This is a genomic window from Massilicoli timonensis (genome assembly GCF_900199515.1).
Classification (GTDB): domain Bacteria; phylum Bacillota_I; class Bacilli_A; order Erysipelotrichales; family Erysipelotrichaceae; genus Massilicoli; species Massilicoli timonensis.
Map to the genome: position 1 here is coordinate 1,534,600 of NZ_LT963434.1, position 16,432 is coordinate 1,551,031.

At 58.6% G+C, this 16,432-nt stretch carries 21 protein-coding genes and 1 pseudogene; 20 read left to right on the plus strand and 2 right to left on the minus strand.

Features of this window, described 5'->3' with window-relative positions:
• The first annotated feature begins 152 nt into the window (after positions 1-152).
• On the plus strand, positions 153-1,598 hold the full coding sequence (gene mobQ / locus C1712_RS09600; RefSeq protein WP_102268787.1) for a MobQ family relaxase: 1,446 nt from the start codon (positions 153-155) through the stop codon (positions 1,596-1,598).
• A gap of 105 nt (positions 1,599-1,703) precedes the next feature.
• On the opposite strand, the gene C1712_RS09605 is transcribed toward mobQ, so the two are convergent.
• Positions 1,704-1,994, minus strand: coding sequence for a type II toxin-antitoxin system YafQ family toxin (locus tag C1712_RS09605; RefSeq protein ID WP_102268789.1), 291 nt, complete (start codon positions 1,992-1,994; stop codon positions 1,704-1,706).
• Positions 1,991-2,269, minus strand: a complete 279-nt coding sequence (locus C1712_RS09610; protein ID WP_003509354.1) for a type II toxin-antitoxin system RelB/DinJ family antitoxin — start codon at positions 2,267-2,269, stop codon at positions 1,991-1,993. Before C1712_RS09610 ends, C1712_RS09605 begins: the two co-directional genes overlap by 4 nt.
• 106 nt (positions 2,270-2,375) lie before the next feature.
• Here C1712_RS09610 and C1712_RS12745 point away from each other — a divergent pair, with 106 nt between their 5' ends.
• The 19 genes and pseudogenes from C1712_RS12745 (at position 2,376) to C1712_RS09700 (ending at position 16,428) form a co-directional block, all read left to right on the plus strand.
• A complete protein-coding gene (locus C1712_RS12745) occupies positions 2,376-2,552 on the plus strand; it encodes a hypothetical protein (RefSeq protein ID WP_002596503.1) in 177 nt (58 codons plus the stop codon).
• Positions 2,533-2,931, plus strand: a complete 399-nt coding sequence (locus C1712_RS09615; RefSeq protein WP_102268791.1) for a cysteine-rich VLP domain-containing protein — start codon at positions 2,533-2,535, stop codon at positions 2,929-2,931. Before C1712_RS12745 ends, C1712_RS09615 begins: the two co-directional genes overlap by 20 nt.
• Positions 2,932-3,044: 113 nt before the next feature.
• On the plus strand, positions 3,045-3,779 hold the full coding sequence (locus C1712_RS09620; protein ID WP_087989415.1) for a phage replisome organizer N-terminal domain-containing protein: 735 nt from the start codon (positions 3,045-3,047) through the stop codon (positions 3,777-3,779).
• Positions 3,776-4,639: an ATP-binding protein gene (locus tag C1712_RS09625; RefSeq protein ID WP_087273022.1), complete on the plus strand. Its 864-nt coding sequence runs from the start codon at positions 3,776-3,778 to the stop codon at positions 4,637-4,639. The genes C1712_RS09620 and C1712_RS09625 overlap by 4 nt, the downstream gene beginning before the upstream one ends.
• A 44-nt stretch (positions 4,640-4,683) precedes the next feature.
• Positions 4,684-4,875: a transposon-encoded TnpW family protein gene (locus tag C1712_RS09630; RefSeq protein WP_087221673.1), complete on the plus strand. Its 192-nt coding sequence runs from the start codon at positions 4,684-4,686 to the stop codon at positions 4,873-4,875.
• A 78-nt stretch (positions 4,876-4,953) separates the two neighbouring features.
• The gene (locus C1712_RS09635) at positions 4,954-5,319 is read left to right on the plus strand and encodes a hypothetical protein (protein ID WP_099322251.1); all 366 of its coding nucleotides are present in this window, start codon (positions 4,954-4,956) and stop codon (positions 5,317-5,319) included.
• 105 nt (positions 5,320-5,424) lie between these two features.
• A pseudogene (locus C1712_RS09640) lies at positions 5,425-6,303 on the plus strand (VirD4-like conjugal transfer protein, CD1115 family); the annotation flags it as partial.
• Positions 6,304-6,398: 95 nt separating this feature from the next.
• Positions 6,399-6,611 (plus strand): Maff2 family protein, encoded by a 213-nt coding sequence (locus C1712_RS09645; RefSeq protein WP_002578752.1) that lies wholly within the window; start codon positions 6,399-6,401, stop codon positions 6,609-6,611.
• Positions 6,612-6,622: 11 nt separating this feature from the next.
• Entirely contained in the window at positions 6,623-7,489 is an 867-nt protein-coding gene (locus C1712_RS09650; protein WP_054338603.1) for a VirB6/TrbL-like conjugal transfer protein, CD1112 family, read from the plus strand.
• A 14-nt stretch (positions 7,490-7,503) separates the two neighbouring features.
• The gene (locus C1712_RS09655; RefSeq protein ID WP_082382850.1) at positions 7,504-8,070 is read left to right on the plus strand and encodes a septation protein SpoVG family protein; all 567 of its coding nucleotides are present in this window, start codon (positions 7,504-7,506) and stop codon (positions 8,068-8,070) included.
• The gene (locus C1712_RS09660) at positions 8,060-8,854 is read left to right on the plus strand and encodes a DNA-methyltransferase (RefSeq protein ID WP_102268793.1); all 795 of its coding nucleotides are present in this window, start codon (positions 8,060-8,062) and stop codon (positions 8,852-8,854) included. Before C1712_RS09655 ends, C1712_RS09660 begins: the two co-directional genes overlap by 11 nt.
• Positions 8,855-8,871: 17 nt before the next feature.
• Entirely contained in the window at positions 8,872-9,432 is a 561-nt protein-coding gene (locus tag C1712_RS09665) for an MT-A70 family methyltransferase (RefSeq protein ID WP_425436008.1), read from the plus strand.
• The gene (locus C1712_RS09670; protein WP_425436009.1) at positions 9,429-9,833 is read left to right on the plus strand and encodes a PrgI family protein; all 405 of its coding nucleotides are present in this window, start codon (positions 9,429-9,431) and stop codon (positions 9,831-9,833) included. The genes C1712_RS09665 and C1712_RS09670 overlap by 4 nt, the downstream gene beginning before the upstream one ends.
• On the plus strand, positions 9,781-12,150 hold the full coding sequence (locus C1712_RS09675; protein WP_425436010.1) for a VirB4-like conjugal transfer ATPase, CD1110 family: 2,370 nt from the start codon (positions 9,781-9,783) through the stop codon (positions 12,148-12,150). The genes C1712_RS09670 and C1712_RS09675 overlap by 53 nt, the downstream gene beginning before the upstream one ends.
• Positions 12,131-13,882 carry a C40 family peptidase gene (locus C1712_RS09680; RefSeq protein ID WP_102268797.1) on the plus strand — a complete coding sequence of 584 codons (1,752 nt, stop codon included), beginning with the start codon at positions 12,131-12,133 and terminating at the stop codon, positions 13,880-13,882. The genes C1712_RS09675 and C1712_RS09680 overlap by 20 nt, the downstream gene beginning before the upstream one ends.
• A gap of 13 nt (positions 13,883-13,895) precedes the next feature.
• The gene (locus tag C1712_RS09685; RefSeq protein WP_055152375.1) at positions 13,896-14,147 is read left to right on the plus strand and encodes a DUF4315 family protein; all 252 of its coding nucleotides are present in this window, start codon (positions 13,896-13,898) and stop codon (positions 14,145-14,147) included.
• 2 nt (positions 14,148-14,149) lie between these two features.
• Positions 14,150-14,935 (plus strand): DUF4366 domain-containing protein, encoded by a 786-nt coding sequence (locus C1712_RS09690; RefSeq protein WP_102268799.1) that lies wholly within the window; start codon positions 14,150-14,152, stop codon positions 14,933-14,935.
• A 123-nt stretch (positions 14,936-15,058) separates the two neighbouring features.
• Positions 15,059-15,466, plus strand: a complete 408-nt coding sequence (locus tag C1712_RS09695) for a cysteine-rich VLP domain-containing protein (protein ID WP_245858125.1) — start codon at positions 15,059-15,061, stop codon at positions 15,464-15,466.
• Positions 15,467-15,666: 200 nt separating this feature from the next.
• A complete protein-coding gene (locus C1712_RS09700) occupies positions 15,667-16,428 on the plus strand; it encodes a defense against restriction DarA-related protein (protein WP_102268801.1) in 762 nt (253 codons plus the stop codon).
• Positions 16,429-16,432: the final 4 nt, after the last annotated feature.

A 16,432-nucleotide genomic window follows, 5' to 3' on the forward strand; every position in this document is an offset into this window, starting at 1 on the left:
GCCGGTGTCGTGCGCCCTGCTGGGGGCTGTTGCGCTCTTCGAGCGCGATGGGGAGCTACACTCCCCAAACCCCTTGTGCGCCCCGCGCAGCCAAACACCCGCTTTGCGTCTGTCCGGCTCCACGGAGCCTGAATACCCCTCACCGAAAGGAGGTGTCACCCATAGATTTTTGTCATATTCCCGTCAGTATCATCAAGCGCAGCGAGGGCCGTTCCGCTGTTGCCGCAGCCGCCTACCGAAGCGGAACCAAACTGACGAATGAATGGGACGGCCTGACCCATGATTACACCCGGAAAGGCGGCGTTGTCCATGCGGAAATCATGCTGCCCGCCCACGCCCCGCCGGAGTTTGCAGACCGCTCCACCCTCTGGAACAGTGTGGAGCAGATCGAGAAAGCCAGGGACAGCCAGCTTGCCCGCGAGATTGAGGCAGCCCTGCCCCGCGAACTGTCCAGGGAACAGCAGCTTGCCCTTGTCCGGGCCTATGTGAAGGACAATTTTGTGGACAAGGGGATGTGCGCTGACTTTGCCATCCACGATAAGGGAACCGGCAACCCCCATGTTCATATCATGCTGACCGTCCGGCCCTTAAAAGAAAACGGCGCATGGGGCGCGAAGTGCCGCAAGGCATACGACCTGGACGAAAACGGCCAGCGCATCCCGGACGTGAAAGGCGGCTGGAAGAACCACCGGGAGGACACCACCGACTGGAACGACAAAAGAAATGTGGAAATTTGGCGGGCGGCATGGGCGGCCTATACCAACCGGGCATTGGAGGCTGCCGGTCATCCCGCCCTGGTAGACCACCGCAGCTACAAGCGCCGGGGCATTGATAAAATCCCCTCTGTCCACCTGGGGCCAGCGGCCAGCCAGATGGAGAAGCGCGGCATCCGCACCGACAAGGGGGAAGTCAACCGGCAGATCGCCGCCGACAATAAGCTGCTGGGGGAAATCAAGGCCCGCATTACCCGGCTTTACAACTGGTCTAAGGCCGAGGCCGAGAAGCCGGAGGGCCAGCAGCCCAGCATGATTGACTTGTGGGAGGCCCAGCAGCAGCTCAAGCGGCCTGACACCCGCACCGGCAAGATACGGGCTTTGCAGGAGAGCGCCGCCCTGTTCAATTTCCTGAATGCCAACGGCATCCAATCCATGCAGCAGCTCCATGAAAAAATTGCCGACATGAATACCCGCTACTATGACCTGCGGCGAGAGATCGTTAAGGCCGAGCGCCGGATCGCTGTCCTCACGGAGCGGGGGGAGATGTGGGCGCAGTACAACGAGTACAAGACCGTCCATAAGCAGTTTGCCAAGGTGAAGCCGGAGAAACGGGAACTGTTCGAGCAGCGCCACAGCCGGGAACTGATCCTCTATGACGCGGCGGCCCGGTATCTGAAAGAACTGAAAGCCAGCGGCGAAGAAATCAACCCGAAGGAATGGCGGCGTGAGATCGACCTGCTGACCGCCCAGAAACAGGTAGACAGCATCGACATGAAGGCCATGCGGGAGGAACTGAAAGCCGTGGAACGGCTCCGCAAGGCTGCCGACCAACTGGCCCGGCAGGAACGGGACAAGCCCCGTGACCGGGGGCCGGAGCGGTAAGGGGTACGGCGTTTTGCCGACCCCTTGCGGTGCATCGCGTTTCACGACACACCTTTACACACAGAAAAACCGCCGCACAGGTTTCCCCATACGGCGGCAGACGGTTTATTTGCCGAACAAGTCGCTGTGCGACCCGGTGCGGGCCAGCGTCAGAACCAGCACGTTATCCTCGATGCGGTAAATGAGCAGCCAGTCCGGGAGGATGTGACATTCCCGATGGCCCACCCAATCGCCGGACAGATCGTGATCTCGGTTTTTATCCGGCAGCGGTTCGCCCATCGCCAGCAGCGCCACGACCTGTTCCAGCAATTCGATTTTCAGGCCGCGCTTGATGGCCCGCTTGTAGTCCTTTTTGAAAGCGGTCGTGTACTTGACGGTGTATTTTGTTTTCCTCATTTTTTCAGGTCGGCAAACAACTCGTCAAGGTCATTGTAGCCCTTTACAGACGGGTCTTTTGCAATCCTTTCCGCTTCCAGCATGGCAGCAATCGTTTCCTTGTTGGGCTGTTCCAGCTTCACTTCAAAGGGAATGCCGCCCTCACGAAGCGACTGGCGCACAAAGATGTTGAACGCCGTGGATAAATTCATGCCGAGTTCCGCAAACAGGGCGTCGGCCTGTGCCTTCAAATCCGCGTCCATGCGGATGCTGATGTTTGTGGTATTTCCAGCCATATCATCAACCCCTTTCTGCTGGTACTTTTAGTATATGCCATTTGCACGAAGAAAACAATACTTTGCACGAATATTTAACAGTAAATTCATGGAAGGAGGTCACTGTATGAAGCAGATTATTTTACCCGTCACCGTCCACCTGAATATCCGCCTGCCCCTTGCCCTCTTGCAGCCGGAACCGGCAGACGCGCCCACCGGCCCGGAGCCGGAGGCCCATGCCTGCCAGGGCTGCGGCAACTGCGGCGGGTGCGGGAAGTGCCAGCATGAAGAAAAGCAAGCCTGAACCCATCCCCGTCATGGACTACCGCCAGTACCGCAGAGCGCGGCGGCTGGTACATGAGTGCTGCAACTATGACGGCGGCAACTGTATTGCGCTGGACGATGGGGAGGAATGTGTCTGCGTTCAGTCCATTTCCTACTCCCTGTTGTGCCGGTGGTTCCGGGCGGCAGTGCTGCCGCTGGACAGAGAACTGGAAACGGCGCTGTTCCACCGCCTGGACGCCAAGCGGTGCGCCGTCTGTGGGGCGCTGTTTACGCCCGGCTCCAACCGGGCCAAATACTGCCCGGAATGTGCTGTTCAGGTACGCCGCCGCAAAGAGGCAGAACGACAGCGGAAAAGATACTACCTTTCTACGCATTTAGGGGCTGAAAAACCCTTGTAAATCAAGGCTTTTTTCGAGGGTGTCGGCGGGGGCCTGATAGATTTATCCTCTGGTCCCCAAAACGGCCCTCTAAAGGCGTACAGACCCCTGAAACAAACCCCAAGGAGGAACCCATGTCAGACAATCGAAAATATTACTACCTGAAACTCAAAGAGAACTATTTTGACGATGACTCCATCGTGCTGCTGGAAAGTATGCAGGACGGTGTGCTGTACTCCAACATTCTGCTCAAGTTGTATCTAAAATCCCTGAAACACGGCGGGCGGCTCCAGCTTGACGAGAATATCCCCTACACGGCGCAGATGATTGCCACCATCACCCGCCAGCAGATCGGCACTGTGGAGAGGGCCTTGCAAATCTTCCTGAAGCTGGGCCTTGTGGAAGTGCTGGACAGCGGCACTTTTTACATGAGCAATATCGAACTGCTGATCGGCCAGTCCTCCACCGAGGCCGAGCGAAAGCGGGCAGCGAGGCTTCAAAACAAGGCTCTTTCCGCGCCTCGGACAAACGGCGGACATTTGTCCGACATTCGTCCACCAGAGATAGAGATAGAGTTAGAGAAAGAGATAGAGATAAAGAGAGAGATAGAGAAGGGACGCCCCGCCCGCGCCTATGGCCGTTACCAGAATGTTTTCCTGACGGACGAGGAACTGGCGGACTTGCAGGCCAGTTTTCCCACCGTATGGGGCCAGTACATCGAAAAGCTGTCCGAGTATATGGCTTCTACCGGCAAGCGGTATCAAAGCCATGCCGCCACCATCCGGCGCTGGGCCGGTGAGGACGCGAAAAAGGCGGCCCCGCCCACCCGCAACCGGGATTACAGCGTAAAGGAGGATGAAACCGTATGATGGAGATTACCGCAGAAATCCGGGCGCTGATCGACAAGGCAGCCGCCGGTGTGGAACTGGCCGGGGACGAGTACATAGACCCGGCAGACGGCCTCATTCACTGTAAGAGGTGCGGCGGCCAGAGGCAGACCGTTGTGCCATGCTTTGGGAAACCCGGCTACTTCATGCCCCGCTGTATCTGCCAGTGCCAGCGGGAGGCCGAGGAACAGCGCAAAGCCGCCGAGGAACGGCAGCGCCGCATGGAGCGTATCAAGCGCCGGAAGGCCCAGGGCCTGCAAGACCGCTATCTGTACGACTACACCTTTGCCAACGACAACGGCCAAAATCCTCTGATGGACAAGGCCCGCGCCTATGTGGAGAACTGGAAGGAGGCATACCGAAACAACACTGGCCTGCTGCTGTTTGGGGATGTGGGAACCGGCAAGTCCTTTTTCGCCGGTTGTATCGCCAACGCCCTGCTTGACCGGGATGTGCCGGTGCTGATGACGAACTTTCCCACCATCCTGAACCGCCTGACGGGGATGTTCTCCGAGGACAGGGCCGACTTTATCGCCAGCTTTGACGAGTACGACCTGCTCATCATTGACGATTTGGGCGTGGAGCGCAGTACCGAGTATGCGATGGAGCAGATGTTTTTCGTCATTGACAGCCGCTACCGCAGCCGCAGGCCCATGATAATCACCACCAACCTGAAACTGGCCGAACTCAAGAACCCGCCCGACCTGGCCCACGCCCGTATCTATGACCGTATCCTGGAACGGTGCGCCCCGATCCTCTTTGCCGGGAAAAACTTCCGAGAGGAAAACGCCGGGGCCACCAAGCAGGCGGCGAAAGACATTGTGAACCGTAAGAGCGACTGATTGTTTTGCCGGACGGCGCAGCCCCGCCCGGAGAAAGGAGCGCCATGAACGAAGAAACCCGTACCATGCAGACCGCAGACACCACTCCGGCCAGAGCGCCGGAGGACGCCCCCGCGCTGGTAAAGAAAATCGGCAAGACCACCTACAAGGTGCGCGTCCATTTCAGCGACACCAGCACCGAAACCATGAGCGACAAAATCAAGCGTATGCTTAAAAACGAGATACAGCAGATGTGACCGGCTGATAAAGCCAGCCGCCTTGTGTTAAACTGATGATGGTACACACCAAAACTTTTAGCCAAGGAGGACATGAAAATGCTGTACACAGAAAAAGAGAAAAATGAGATTGAGCGCGTCCGCAAAGTGTTTGAGAAACATATCCAGCAGATGACCGCTTATGATTTGGTTTGGTCGGACAAGGTCGGCTATGTGTGGCTGGCAATATCTATCGACCCGGTCTATATCGACACCGGCAACTGGATAGAGTCCGCTGCCGGTCTTTGTTATGAGTGCTTGAATGATATAGCACTGGATGTTTTCGGAATGACCGGAAACGACCATGACTTTGAGGACGCCGACCCGCTGGAACTGGCCGAGATTAAGAGGCGCTGGAAACCCTATATCGACCAACTGCCGGAATATGCGTACATTTGCGACGAACTGCTAAGCGGCCGCAAGTAATTCTACTCGCCTGAGTGTCAGGAGCATGAAAGTGCTTCTGGCACTTTTTTTGTGGCCTTTTTATGAATTTGATTAAAAAGTCCTTGACAACTCGTTTCGGGCAAGACCGCGAAAAGCATTTTGATTTCCTGCGGCTCCCGGCTGGCCCCCTTTGACATCCCCCAGCTCCGGGAGATCATGAGCTATGACGAACTGGAACTTGACCGCATCGGGGATCGGAAAACAGCGGTTTTCTTTACGATTTCCGACACAACCCCGACTTATAACTTCATTGTGGCCCTGGCCTTTTCGCAGATGTTCAATCTTCTGTGTGAACGGGCGGACAATGTTCACGGGGGCCGCCTGCCCCATCATGTGCGGGTGCTGTGGGACGAGGCGGCCAACACGGGCCAGGTGCCCTCGCTGGAGAAGCTGGTGGCCGTGATCCGTTCCCGCGAGGTGAGTCTGTGCCTGTTCTACCAGCAGTACGCGCAGTGCAAGGCCATTTACAAAGATAACGCGGAAACGATCCTGGGAAACATGGACAGCGTGATCTTCCTGGGTGGCCGGGAAAGCTCCACCATCAAGGAGATTTCCGAGAACTGGCTGGGAAAGGCCACCATCTCCATGCAGACCGAGGGCCGCTCCCGTGGGCAGTCGGAAAGCTACAACCAGAATACCCAGCGGCTGGGCCGGGAGCTGATGACCCCCAGCGAGCTGGCTACCATGCCGGGCGACAAGTGCATTTTGCAGTTGCGGGGCCTGCCCCCGTTCTTTTCGTCCAAATACGATTTGAAACAGCACCCGAACTACAAGTACACGGCTGAGGCCGATAAAAAGAAAAACGCCTTTGACCTGGATAAGCTCATCAACCGCCGCAGGCGGCCTGGGCTTTCCGAGGCTTGTGAGGTGTACGAGGTAGACGCATCGGACACGGGGCCCGTAAACGAGGACGAGGACATCCTCAATTACGACGACGTGGACGATCCGGATGCCTATGTATAAATCACTTCTGGACAAAGTGTCCAGAGGTCGCAACCTGCCGCCAGAAATGGCGGCTTTTTTCATGGCCGGGGAACACCCGGAGAAATGGAGGCTATATGCAGTTCTTTTCTTCCGCTATTGATACTTTGCAGACCCTTGTTGTGGCTCTCGGCGCTGGCCTGGGCGTGTGGGGCGTTGTCAATCTTCTGGAGGGCTACGGCTCGGACAACCCTGGCTCCAAAAGCCAGGGTATGAAGCAGCTCATGGCGGGCGGCGGCATCATCCTGCTGGGCACCACCCTGATCCCTCTGCTGTCTGGCCTGTTTTAAGGTAAGGGCCTATGGATTTTCTCACCGACTGGCTCACGGACTGGCTCAAAGAGCTGTTGATTGGCGGGATCATGGGGAACCTGGAGGGGCTCTTTGATTACGTCAATACCCAAGTCGGAGAGATCGCGGTACAGGTGGGGACTACCCCGGCGGCGTGGAACGCCGGGGTATTTTCCCTCATCCGCCAGCTTTCCGAAACGGTGATTTTACCGATTGCCGGGCTGGTACTGACCTTTGTTGCCACCTATGAGCTCATTCAGATGCTTTTGGAAAAAAACAATATGCACGAGTTTGACGTGGCGAATATCTACAAATGGATGTTCAAAACGGCTTGTGCCATCTTCATTCTCTCGAATACCTTTGATATTGTGATGGCCGTCTTTGACGTGTCGCAGACGGTGATTGCCCAGGCCGGAGGGCTCATCCAGGGCTCCACGGACATCACGCCGGATATGATTACGGAGCTGGAAACCACCCTGGAGGGGATGGATTTAGGGCCGCTTCTCGGCCTGTGGCTCCAGTCCTCCATTATCGGCGTAACCATGTGGGCGCTGGGCATCGTCATCTTTGTCCTGGTCTACGGGAGGATGCTGGAAATCTATTTGCTCACCAGTTTGGCCCCGATCCCTATGGCGACAATCTCCCACCGGGAGGTAGGCCAGATCGGGCAGAACTATCTGCGCTCCCTCTTTGCCGTGGGCTTCCAGGGGATGCTCATTCTGGTGTGCGTTGCAATCTATGCGGTGCTGATCCAGGGGATTGCCACGGGCGGAGATCCCATCGGGGCGATCTGGGGCACCGTGGGCTATACGGTTTTGCTCTGCTTCATGCTGTTCAAAACCGGGACGATAGCGCGCAGCATCTTTAGCGCGCACTAAGGAGGTTTGATTTTATGGCGAATATGCAGACGGCGGCACAAGGCGCCCCCGTTATGGACGAGGCGGCGATGGCGGAAATGCGCCGCCTGATTTTTGAAGCGCCCATCCAGGAGCTGGCGGACGCCCAGGGCATTTCCATTGACGAGGCCGTACAGCTCCGGGTGGAGAAAAACCTGGAGGCCGCCGAGGTGCCTATCGAGGTGTCGGTGCGGCCCATTGAGCCCCAGGGCAAGCTGATTGGCTTTGCCAGCGTGAATATCGGCGGCATCGTGATTGACGATTTTAAGGTAGTCAACGGGAAAAACGGGATCTTCCTGGGTGAGCCCAGCAAACCCGATCCCACAACCCGGACGGGCTACCGTTCCACAGCGCGGGTGACAAACCGGGCCTTGCAGGAGCGGCTGAGCGCGGCGGCGGCAGACGGCTACAACATGGCCGTGGAAAAGCTGATTGCCCGCGCCGAGGCCCTGCGTCCAAAGCCGATCCGGGAGCAGATGGCAAACGCGGCAAAGGAGGCCGCAAAGGAAAACGCCACCCGGCCCGCCCAGGCAAAGGGCAAGGAGGCCAGGGATGACCGATAAGGGCACCTCTGGACAAAGTGTCCAGAAGTCCCCAAAGCTCTTGGAGGGGCTGTTCCTCATGGATGGCATCGAGGGCCTGCGCTCCCTGCCCCGTCATTCCGTGGATATGCTCTTGACCGATCCTCCGTATGGCACCACCCGGAACTTTTGGGATGTGCCCCTGCCGCTCCCGGAGCTGTGGGAGGCGGTGAAATGGGCGGTCAAGCCGGACGGCGCGATCCTGTTCTTTGCTCAGTGCCCCTATGACAAGGTGCTGGGTGCATCCAACCTGTCCATGCTCCGCTATGAGTGGGTATGGTACAAAAGCCGATGCACAGGTTTTCTCAACGCGAGGCGGGCCCCGTTAAAAAAGACGGAGAACATCCTGGTGTTCTACCAGAAGCTCCCCCTTTACAATCCGCAGTTTGAACAGGGCAAGCCTTACAAACGGAGTTTGACAAACAACGGGGACAGCCCCAACTATGGAAAATTCGTCCGTACCACGGGCGGCTCGGAGGACGGCTTGCGGTTTCCGGGGAATGTGCTCACGTTCCCCACCGTCCAGCGCACCGTCCACCCCACGCAGAAGCCGGTGGCCCTGTGCGAGTATTTTATCAAGACCTATACCCGGCCCGGCGAGCTGGTGGCGGACATCTGCGCGGGCTCCGGCACAACGGCGGTGGCCGCTCTCAACACGGGCCGCCGTTTCCTCTGTTTTGAAACCGTCCCGGCCTACTATGCTGCCGCCAGCGAGCGCATCCGTGTGGCAGGCGCGGCGGTGGAGGCCGGGGAGAAAGGAGTGTAACTATCAGGAAATATTCTGTGATCTACGCCGATCCCCCCTGGCGGTATGCTCAAAAGGGCTTGCAGGGGGCGGCGGAAAAACACTACCCCACAATGGGGATTGACGAGTTATGCACGCTCCCGGTGGCGGATCTGGCGGCCCCGGACAGCGTGCTTTTTTTGTGGGCCACGTTCCCGCAACTCCCGGAGGCCCTGCGGCTCATCAAGGCGTGGGGCTTCACCTACAAGAGCGTTGCTTTCGTCTGGTTGAAGAAAAACCGCAAGTCCGAGGGCTGGTTCTATGGCCTGGGCTTCTGGACGCGGGGCAACGCGGAGGTCTGCCTGCTGGCAACACGGGGACACCCGAAACGGCAGGCGGCAAACGTCCATCAATTCATTATTTCCCCTATCCAGGAGCACAGCCGCAAGCCGGAGGAGGCCCGTGAAAAGATCGTGGCTCTCATGGGCGATGTGTCCAGGGTGGAGCTGTTCGCCCGGCAGTCCCCGCCCGGCTGGGACGTGTGGGGGAACGAGGTGGAAAGCACCATCCCGGACTTCTGGACAAAGTGTCCAGAGGTGGCCGGGGACAGAAAGGAGTGATTGAAATTCCCTATGTAAATGTCCCCAACGACTTATCCAAAATCAAGACCAAACTTGCCTTTAACCTGACGAAACGCCAGCTTGTGTGCTTCGGGATCGCGGCGGCGGTGGGCATCCCGTCCTACCTGCTGGCCCGGAGCACCATCGGCAACACCGGGGCCATGTTCCTGATGATGGGGGTGGCGCTCCCGGCGTTTCTGCTGGCGATGTATGAAAAAGACGGCCTCCCCTTTGAAAAGGTGGTGCGGAATGTCCTGCGGGCGAAGTTCCTGCGGCCTGGGGTGAGGCCCTACCAGACGGAAAATATCTATGCCCCGTTCACCCAGCGGGGCGCTGTGCGAAAGGAGGATGCGATTGCAGAAAGCAAAAAGCCAAAAGCGCGGCCCCGGAAAGGCCGCTAACCGGAAAGCTGTTTTGTCCGCCCAGCAGACCATCCCTTATCTGGTGATGCACCCGGACGGCGTGTGCCAGCTCCCCGGCGGGCTCTACACAAAGACGGTGGAATATGAGGACATCAACTATTCCGTTGCGTCTACGGAGGATCAGACGGCGATTTTCAGCGGGTGGAGCTCGTTCCTCAACTACTTCGACAGCTCCCTGCCGTTCCAGCTATCCTTTATCAACCGCCGCTCCCGTTCCCGGAGCCGCTACAAGGTAAACATTCCCCCGGCCCAGGATGACTTTGACAGCATCCGGGCCGAGTTTACGGGGATGCTGAAAAACCAGATCGCCAAAAGCAACAACGGCATCGAGCGGTCAAAATATATCACCTTTGGCCTGCCCGCCGAGGGGATCGCGGAAGCCCGCCCCCGCCTGGAACGGGTGGAGGCCGATGTGACAGGCAACCTCAAACGGCTGGGCGTTCCCTCTGTCCCGATGGACGGACAGGCGCGGCTGGCCCTGCTCCACGGGCAGATGCATCCCGGCAACCGGGAGCCGTTCCGCTTCTCCTGGCAGGACATCCCCAAAACCGGGCTTGGCACAAAGGACTATATCGCGCCGGACAGCTTCGACTTCCGGCAGGCCAGGACGTTCCGCATCGGCCAATACTGGGGTGCGGCGTCCTACTTGCAAATTTTGGCGTCCGAGCTCTCGGACAAGCTCCTGGCGGAGATCCTGGAGCTGGATGCGGAAATGACGGTTACTCTCCACATTCAGACGGTGGATCAGCTTAAAGCCATTAAGACCATCAAGGGCAAAATCTCCGACATCGGCAAAATGAAGGTGGAGGAACAGCGCAAGGCGGTGCGGGCCGGGTACGATCCCGACATCCTGCCCCCTGACCTGATTACATTCAGCAAGGACGCGGCGGAGCTCCTGGCCGATCTGCAGTCCCGCAACGAGCGGATGTTCCTCTTGACGTTTACGGTTATCAATATCGCGCCCACCCGCCAGCGGCTGGAAAACGATGTGTTCACGGTGGGCGGCATCGCGCAGAAATACAACTGCGCTTTGAAGCGGCTGGACTGGCAACAGGAGCAGGGCTTTGTGTCCTCTCTGGCCCTGGGCTATAACGAGGTGGAAATCCAGCGGGGCATGACTACCAGCTCCACGGCGATTTTCATTCCCTTTATGACCAGGGAGCTGCGGATGGCCGGGCCGTCCCTCTACTACGGCATGAACGCCCTTTCCCACAACGTCATCATGGCGGATCGCAAGAAGCTGAAATCGGCCAACGGCTTGTATCTCGGCTCCACGGGCTCCGGCAAGAGTTTTGCCGCAAAGCGCGAGATCATCAACGTGTTTCTCGCTATCCCCAAAGACCGCATTATCATTGTCGATCCGATGGGGGAATATGCCCCGCTGGTGCGGAGGCTGGGCGGCCAGGTGGTGGAGATCGCGCCCGGCTCCCCCAGCCATATCAACCCGATGGACATCCAGCTTGATCTGGACGATGACGAAAGCCCGCTTTCCATGAAAGCGGATTTTTTGTTGTCCCTGTGCGAGCTGGTGGTGGGCGGCAAAGACGGCCTGCAACCCATTGAAAAGACGGTGATTGACCGCTGTGTGCGGCTGGTCTACCGGGAGCAGGCCCTGGGAATTGCCACGGGAAAAACGCCGCTGTTGCAGGACTTGTACGAGGAGCTTCTCAAACAGCCGGAGCCGGAGGCACGCCGGGTGGCAACCGCCCTGGAGCTCTACTGTACGGGCTCCCTTAACCTGTTCAACCATCAGACTAACGTAAAACTGACGGCGCATATTGTCTGCATCGTCCTCAAAGGGCTGGGAGAAAACCTCCGCAAAATCGCTATGCACGTTACCAACGACTTTGTAACTTCGGCGGTCAATGTGAATTTCCACAACGGCGTTTCTACCTGGTGCTACTTTGACGAGTTCCACATCCTGCTCCGGGACGCGCTCACCGCCAGCTACTTTGTAGCCGTGTGGAAGATGCTCCGCAAAAAGGGCTGTGTGCCCTCAGCTTTAACGCAGAACGTCAAAGACCTTTTGGCCAGCCGGGAGATCGAGGCCATTCTGGACAACACGGACTTTATGATCCTGCTGTCCCAGGCCCAAAGTGACCGGGCGATTTTGGCGAAACAGCTCGGCATTTCCGAGCATCAGCTCTCCTACATCACCCACTCCAATTCCGGCGAGGGCCTGCTGTTCTATGGGGATGTGACCATCCCCTTTGTGGATCGGTTCCCCCGTGGGGAGATCTATAACCTGCTGACCACGCGCCCGGAGGACTTGAAGAATGAAGCGAAAACCGAATAAACCCGAACAAGAGCCCAGGGAGCGCCCCGGCTCCTGGGAGGAGCCCGCCGATCCCGGCGGCGCTTCTTCCGGGAACGCTGGGGGTGGCTCCCCAGGCGGTGCCGGGACAGAGGGCACTTCTGGACAAAGTGTCCACAAGTCAAAGTTCCGGCAGAAAAGCAAACAGGAGCAGGCCGCCGCTTCTAAGCTCCGCATGGAAAAGCGCGGGGAAAAGCTGGAGGCGGCCAAAGACAAGCTGGCAAAACAGAAGCCCCCGAAAAAGCCCGGCCCCATCCGGCGGGTAGGCCGCGCCGCTGGCGGGGCCGCCCACGGCTTTGTGCATGGGAAGATTTATGAAAACGAGCAGGAAAATGTGGGCATCGAGGGGGCCCACCGCTCCGAGCTGGTGGGCGAGGCCGCCCTGCGGCATGGCTCCCGGTTTGTGAAGCGGAAAGTCCGGGAACACCCGGCAAAGGCCGTCCAGCGGGCTGAGTCAAAATATGTCAAGGCCACGGCGGACTATCACTTCCGCATGGCCGCCCAGGAACACCCGGAGATGTCCGGCAACCCGGTTTCCCGGATGTGGCGCAGGCACCGCTTGAAAAAGCAGTATCAGAAGCGGGCGCGGGAGGCGGTCAAGACCGGGGCGGCAGGCGCGGCGAAAAAGACAGCCGCCGCCACGGAAAAGGCCGGGGCAAAAGCGGTAGGCTTTGTGAAGCGGCATCCCGTGGGGGTGGTGCTGGCCCTGGCCTGTGTGCTCTTGCTCTTTATGATGCAGTCCTGTTCATCGTCACTGGTAATGCTGGGGAACTCCGGCGCGGGGGCGGTGGGCGCGACTACCTACCCATCCCAGGATGAGGAAATGCTGGCGGCGGAGGCGGCCTACTGCGGTATGGAGGCAGAGCTCCAGGACTACCTGGACAGCTACGAAAGCACCCACGACTATGACGAGTACCACTTCGACTTGGACAGCATTGAGCACGATCCCTATGTGCTGATCTCTATCCTGTCTGTGCTCCATGAGGGGGCATGGATGCTGGATCAGGTGCAGGGGACGATGGAAACCCTCTTTGACCGCCAGTACATTCTCACCGAGGATGTGGTGGTGGAGGTGCGCTATCGGACGGAAAGCCGGACGGACAGCGAGGGCAACTCCTACACGGTAGAGGTGCCCTACAATTACTATATTTGTTATGTAACGCTGGAAAACCGCAACCTGTCCCATCTGCCCCTGGAAATGATGAACGAGGAGCAGATGTCCCGGTATTCCCTCTATATGTCTACCCTGGGGAACCGGCCTGACCTGTTCCCGGAGTCGGCCTATGTGGGGAAATATGTTACCAACCCGCCCGCCGAATATGACGTGCCGGGGGAATATCTGGACGATGAAACCTTTGCGGCCATGCTCACCGAGGCGGAGAAATACCTGGGCTATCCCTATGTGTGGGGCGGGAGCTCTCCGGCCACGTCCTTTGACTGCTCCGGCTTCGTGTCCTGGGTGATCAATCACAGCGGCTGGAATGTGGGCCGCCTGGGAGCCCAGGGGCTCTATAACATCTGCACCCCTACCAGCAATCCAAAGCCCGGCGATCTGGTGTTCTTTGTCGGCACCTATGACACGGCGGGCGTGTCCCACTGTGGCATCTATGTGGGGGACGGGATGATGATCCACTGTGGAGATCCCATCCAATATGCAAACTTAAATACAAGTTACTGGCAATCCCATTTCTACGCCTACGGGCGTTTACCCTGATAAGGAGGTATCTATGGCGGTAAGCAAAAGCCAGAAAATCCAGGCCGAGATTGATAAGGTCAAGGCCAAAATCAGCGAACAGCAGGCCCGGCTCAAGGAGCTGGAAAAGAACAAGCAGGAGGCCGAAAACAGCGAGATCGTGGACATCGTGCGGGGCATGAGCATTTCCCTGGAGGAGCTCCCCCTGGTGCTCCAGCGGCTCCGGGACGGCACTTCTGGACAAAGTGTCCAGAAGTCCGGGGACGGCGGAAAGGAGGAAAATTGAAGATGAAACGCTTTCGGGTGATGGCGGCGGCGCTGTGTGCCGCCGTTCTTTTATGCGGATTTAGCGTCCCGGCCTATGCCTATGCGGACGGCGGTGAGGGCGCGGACTATGGCGATCCCACTATGACCGAGGAAACCCCGGCCCCGGAGCCGGAACCCACCATCGAACCGGGCGAGGGCTTTTCGGAGGAGGGCAACCTTGTGACCCGCGATCTGCTCTATGACGAGCACACCAACAAACAGTTTATCACGGTGCAGACGGCGGGCGGGAACACCTTTTACATTGTCATTGACTATGACAAGCCCGTGGACGAGGAGGGCGAGCAGTATGAAACCTACTTCTTCAGCGTGGTAGACGAGGCCGATCTGCTGGCCGCAGCCGAGGCCGCCGGGGTGGAGCAGGCGGTCTGCTCCTGCTCTGAAAAATGCGCGGCGGGTGCCGTGAATACAGAGTGCGCCGTCTGCTCGGTCAATATGAACAAGTGCGCGGGCGTTGAGCCGGAGCCGGAACCCACGGAAACCGAGGAACCCACCCCGGAGGAGGCCGAGCCAGAAACGGGCGGCAACATGGGGATGCTCCTGGCGGTGCTGGCCGTGGCCTTAGTGGGCGGCGGCGCGGCGTTCTATTTCAAGGTACTGCGCCCCAAACAGCAGAAAGCCGCCGAACCCCAGGAGGACTATGGCGGGGAGCTGGATGACTATGACGGGCCGGACGGCTACGGGGGCGAGGACGATGACGGCCCGCCCTGGGATGAGGAGGACGAGGACGGAGAGGAGGCTGACAAATGAGGTTTACCGACAGCCCCTTTGAAAAAATGATGAAGCAGAAGCCCCGTCCCCAGGCTCCTGCCCCGGCGAAACCGCCCAGGGGCTCCCGGTGCTCCGGGTGTCCCTACTGGCGGGGCATCGGCTGTGTGTCCTGCTACCGGGAGCTCATGCGGGCCCCGGCTGGCGGGAGGTGACGGCTTGGCCCGTGAACTGACACGCGAGGAAAAACGGGCGATCCGCGCCCTGGTAACAAAATGGTGCGCTAACTATGACCGGGAATATGGGTGCCTGCCCCTGGACTGTGAGTGCTATATGCTGGGGAAATGCTGGACGGGCGCTTACTGCCGCTACTTTCGGGAGGCTGTCCTGCCCCTTGATCCGGCCCTGGAGGTGTCCCTGCTGAGTGAGGGCCCCAGGCCGGATTTCAAGATTTGCCCGGTCTGTGGCGGGGCCGTCCCTGCGGATGGGCGCATGGCCTACTGCTCCGAGTCCTGTGCCCGGATTGCCCTGCGGCGGCAAAAGCGGGACTATATGCGGAAAAAGCGGAGGTGATGTGTGGAAAATTAGGCTCTGGAAAACCCGCTTGTATCAAGGCTTTCCGGGGCCCTTTTGGGGGTGGGCCGTATCTTTCTATGGCCTGCCCTTATTTTGCTCAAATGCTTTCCACATCTACCCCCGCCGCTTCTGGACACTTTGTCCAGAGGTGGCGGGGCATCTAAGGAGGTGTTATTCTGGAAGAAAATCAAGGCTATGTGATCCGCCGCACGATCCTGTTTGACAATCAGTGCGGTTTTGCCCTTGGGGAAAATAGCAGGGCCCCTAATCCCTTTGTGACGTGGCGTTTTAACGAGCAGGACGGCCAGCGGAATTACTTTTGGGGCCACTACATGAATGAGCCGGATATGGCGGAACGGGACTTACTCAATCGGGCCGAGGACTACCAGCGGCGCTACCATGTGCAGGAAGTGGAGCAGGCCCCGGACAAGGAAACCTATCTGTACTACTCCACCCAGCGGCCTATCGACATCGGCACCTACCCGAACAGCTATTTTAACCGCCCTGTCCACATGGATTTATACTTTACCCGCCAGCAAGTGACGGGTGAGGCGTTCCAGGCGTGGGGAGCCATCACCTATGCCCATCCCTTGACGGAACGGGAAATGCAGGATTATGAGCTCCGGCCCTCCCGCAATAACCTGGATATTCGGCGGCAGATGGATGCCCAGGCCCAGGTGGTAGGAAAATGGGAGGACGCTCACCGTGTCCCGGATCAAAAGCGGCTGACGTGGTTTTACCCTGACTTCGGCAGCTATGTGGTGAAAGAATACATCACCCCGGAGCAACTGGCCAGCTTTGCCCGTGGCGTGGAACGCCAGGAGGCGGCGCGGGCTCATAAGGAGGCCAAACGCCAGCCCCCGATTGCGGAACAACTGAAAGCGGCGCAAAAGGAGGCCCAGGAACACCGGGCCCCGGACGGCCCTAAAAAGAAAGCCCCTGACCGGGGCGACAGATAGGAGG

Bases quoted from the DNA above. Each gene is read 5' to 3' on its own strand.
- C1712_RS09605 (WP_102268789.1), bottom strand. From the start codon at position 1,994: ATGAGGAAAACAAAATACACCGTCAAGTACACGACCGCTTTCAAAAAG.
- C1712_RS09610 (WP_003509354.1), bottom strand. From the start codon at position 2,269: ATGGCTGGAAATACCACAAACATCAGCATCCGCATGGACGCGGATTTG.
- C1712_RS12745 (WP_002596503.1), top strand. From the start codon at position 2,376: ATGAAGCAGATTATTTTACCCGTCACCGTCCACCTGAATATCCGCCTG.
- C1712_RS09615 (WP_102268791.1), top strand. From the start codon at position 2,533: ATGAAGAAAAGCAAGCCTGAACCCATCCCCGTCATGGACTACCGCCAG.
- C1712_RS09620 (WP_087989415.1), top strand. From the start codon at position 3,045: ATGTCAGACAATCGAAAATATTACTACCTGAAACTCAAAGAGAACTAT.
- C1712_RS09625 (WP_087273022.1), top strand. From the start codon at position 3,776: ATGATGGAGATTACCGCAGAAATCCGGGCGCTGATCGACAAGGCAGCC.
- C1712_RS09630 (WP_087221673.1), top strand. From the start codon at position 4,684: ATGAACGAAGAAACCCGTACCATGCAGACCGCAGACACCACTCCGGCC.
- C1712_RS09635 (WP_099322251.1), top strand. From the start codon at position 4,954: ATGCTGTACACAGAAAAAGAGAAAAATGAGATTGAGCGCGTCCGCAAA.
- C1712_RS09645 (WP_002578752.1), top strand. From the start codon at position 6,399: ATGCAGTTCTTTTCTTCCGCTATTGATACTTTGCAGACCCTTGTTGTG.
- C1712_RS09650 (WP_054338603.1), top strand. From the start codon at position 6,623: ATGGATTTTCTCACCGACTGGCTCACGGACTGGCTCAAAGAGCTGTTG.
- C1712_RS09655 (WP_082382850.1), top strand. From the start codon at position 7,504: ATGGCGAATATGCAGACGGCGGCACAAGGCGCCCCCGTTATGGACGAG.
- C1712_RS09660 (WP_102268793.1), top strand. From the start codon at position 8,060: ATGACCGATAAGGGCACCTCTGGACAAAGTGTCCAGAAGTCCCCAAAG.
- C1712_RS09675 (WP_425436010.1), top strand. From the start codon at position 9,781: ATGCGATTGCAGAAAGCAAAAAGCCAAAAGCGCGGCCCCGGAAAGGCC.
- C1712_RS09680 (WP_102268797.1), top strand. From the start codon at position 12,131: ATGAAGCGAAAACCGAATAAACCCGAACAAGAGCCCAGGGAGCGCCCC.
- C1712_RS09685 (WP_055152375.1), top strand. From the start codon at position 13,896: ATGGCGGTAAGCAAAAGCCAGAAAATCCAGGCCGAGATTGATAAGGTC.
- C1712_RS09690 (WP_102268799.1), top strand. From the start codon at position 14,150: ATGAAACGCTTTCGGGTGATGGCGGCGGCGCTGTGTGCCGCCGTTCTT.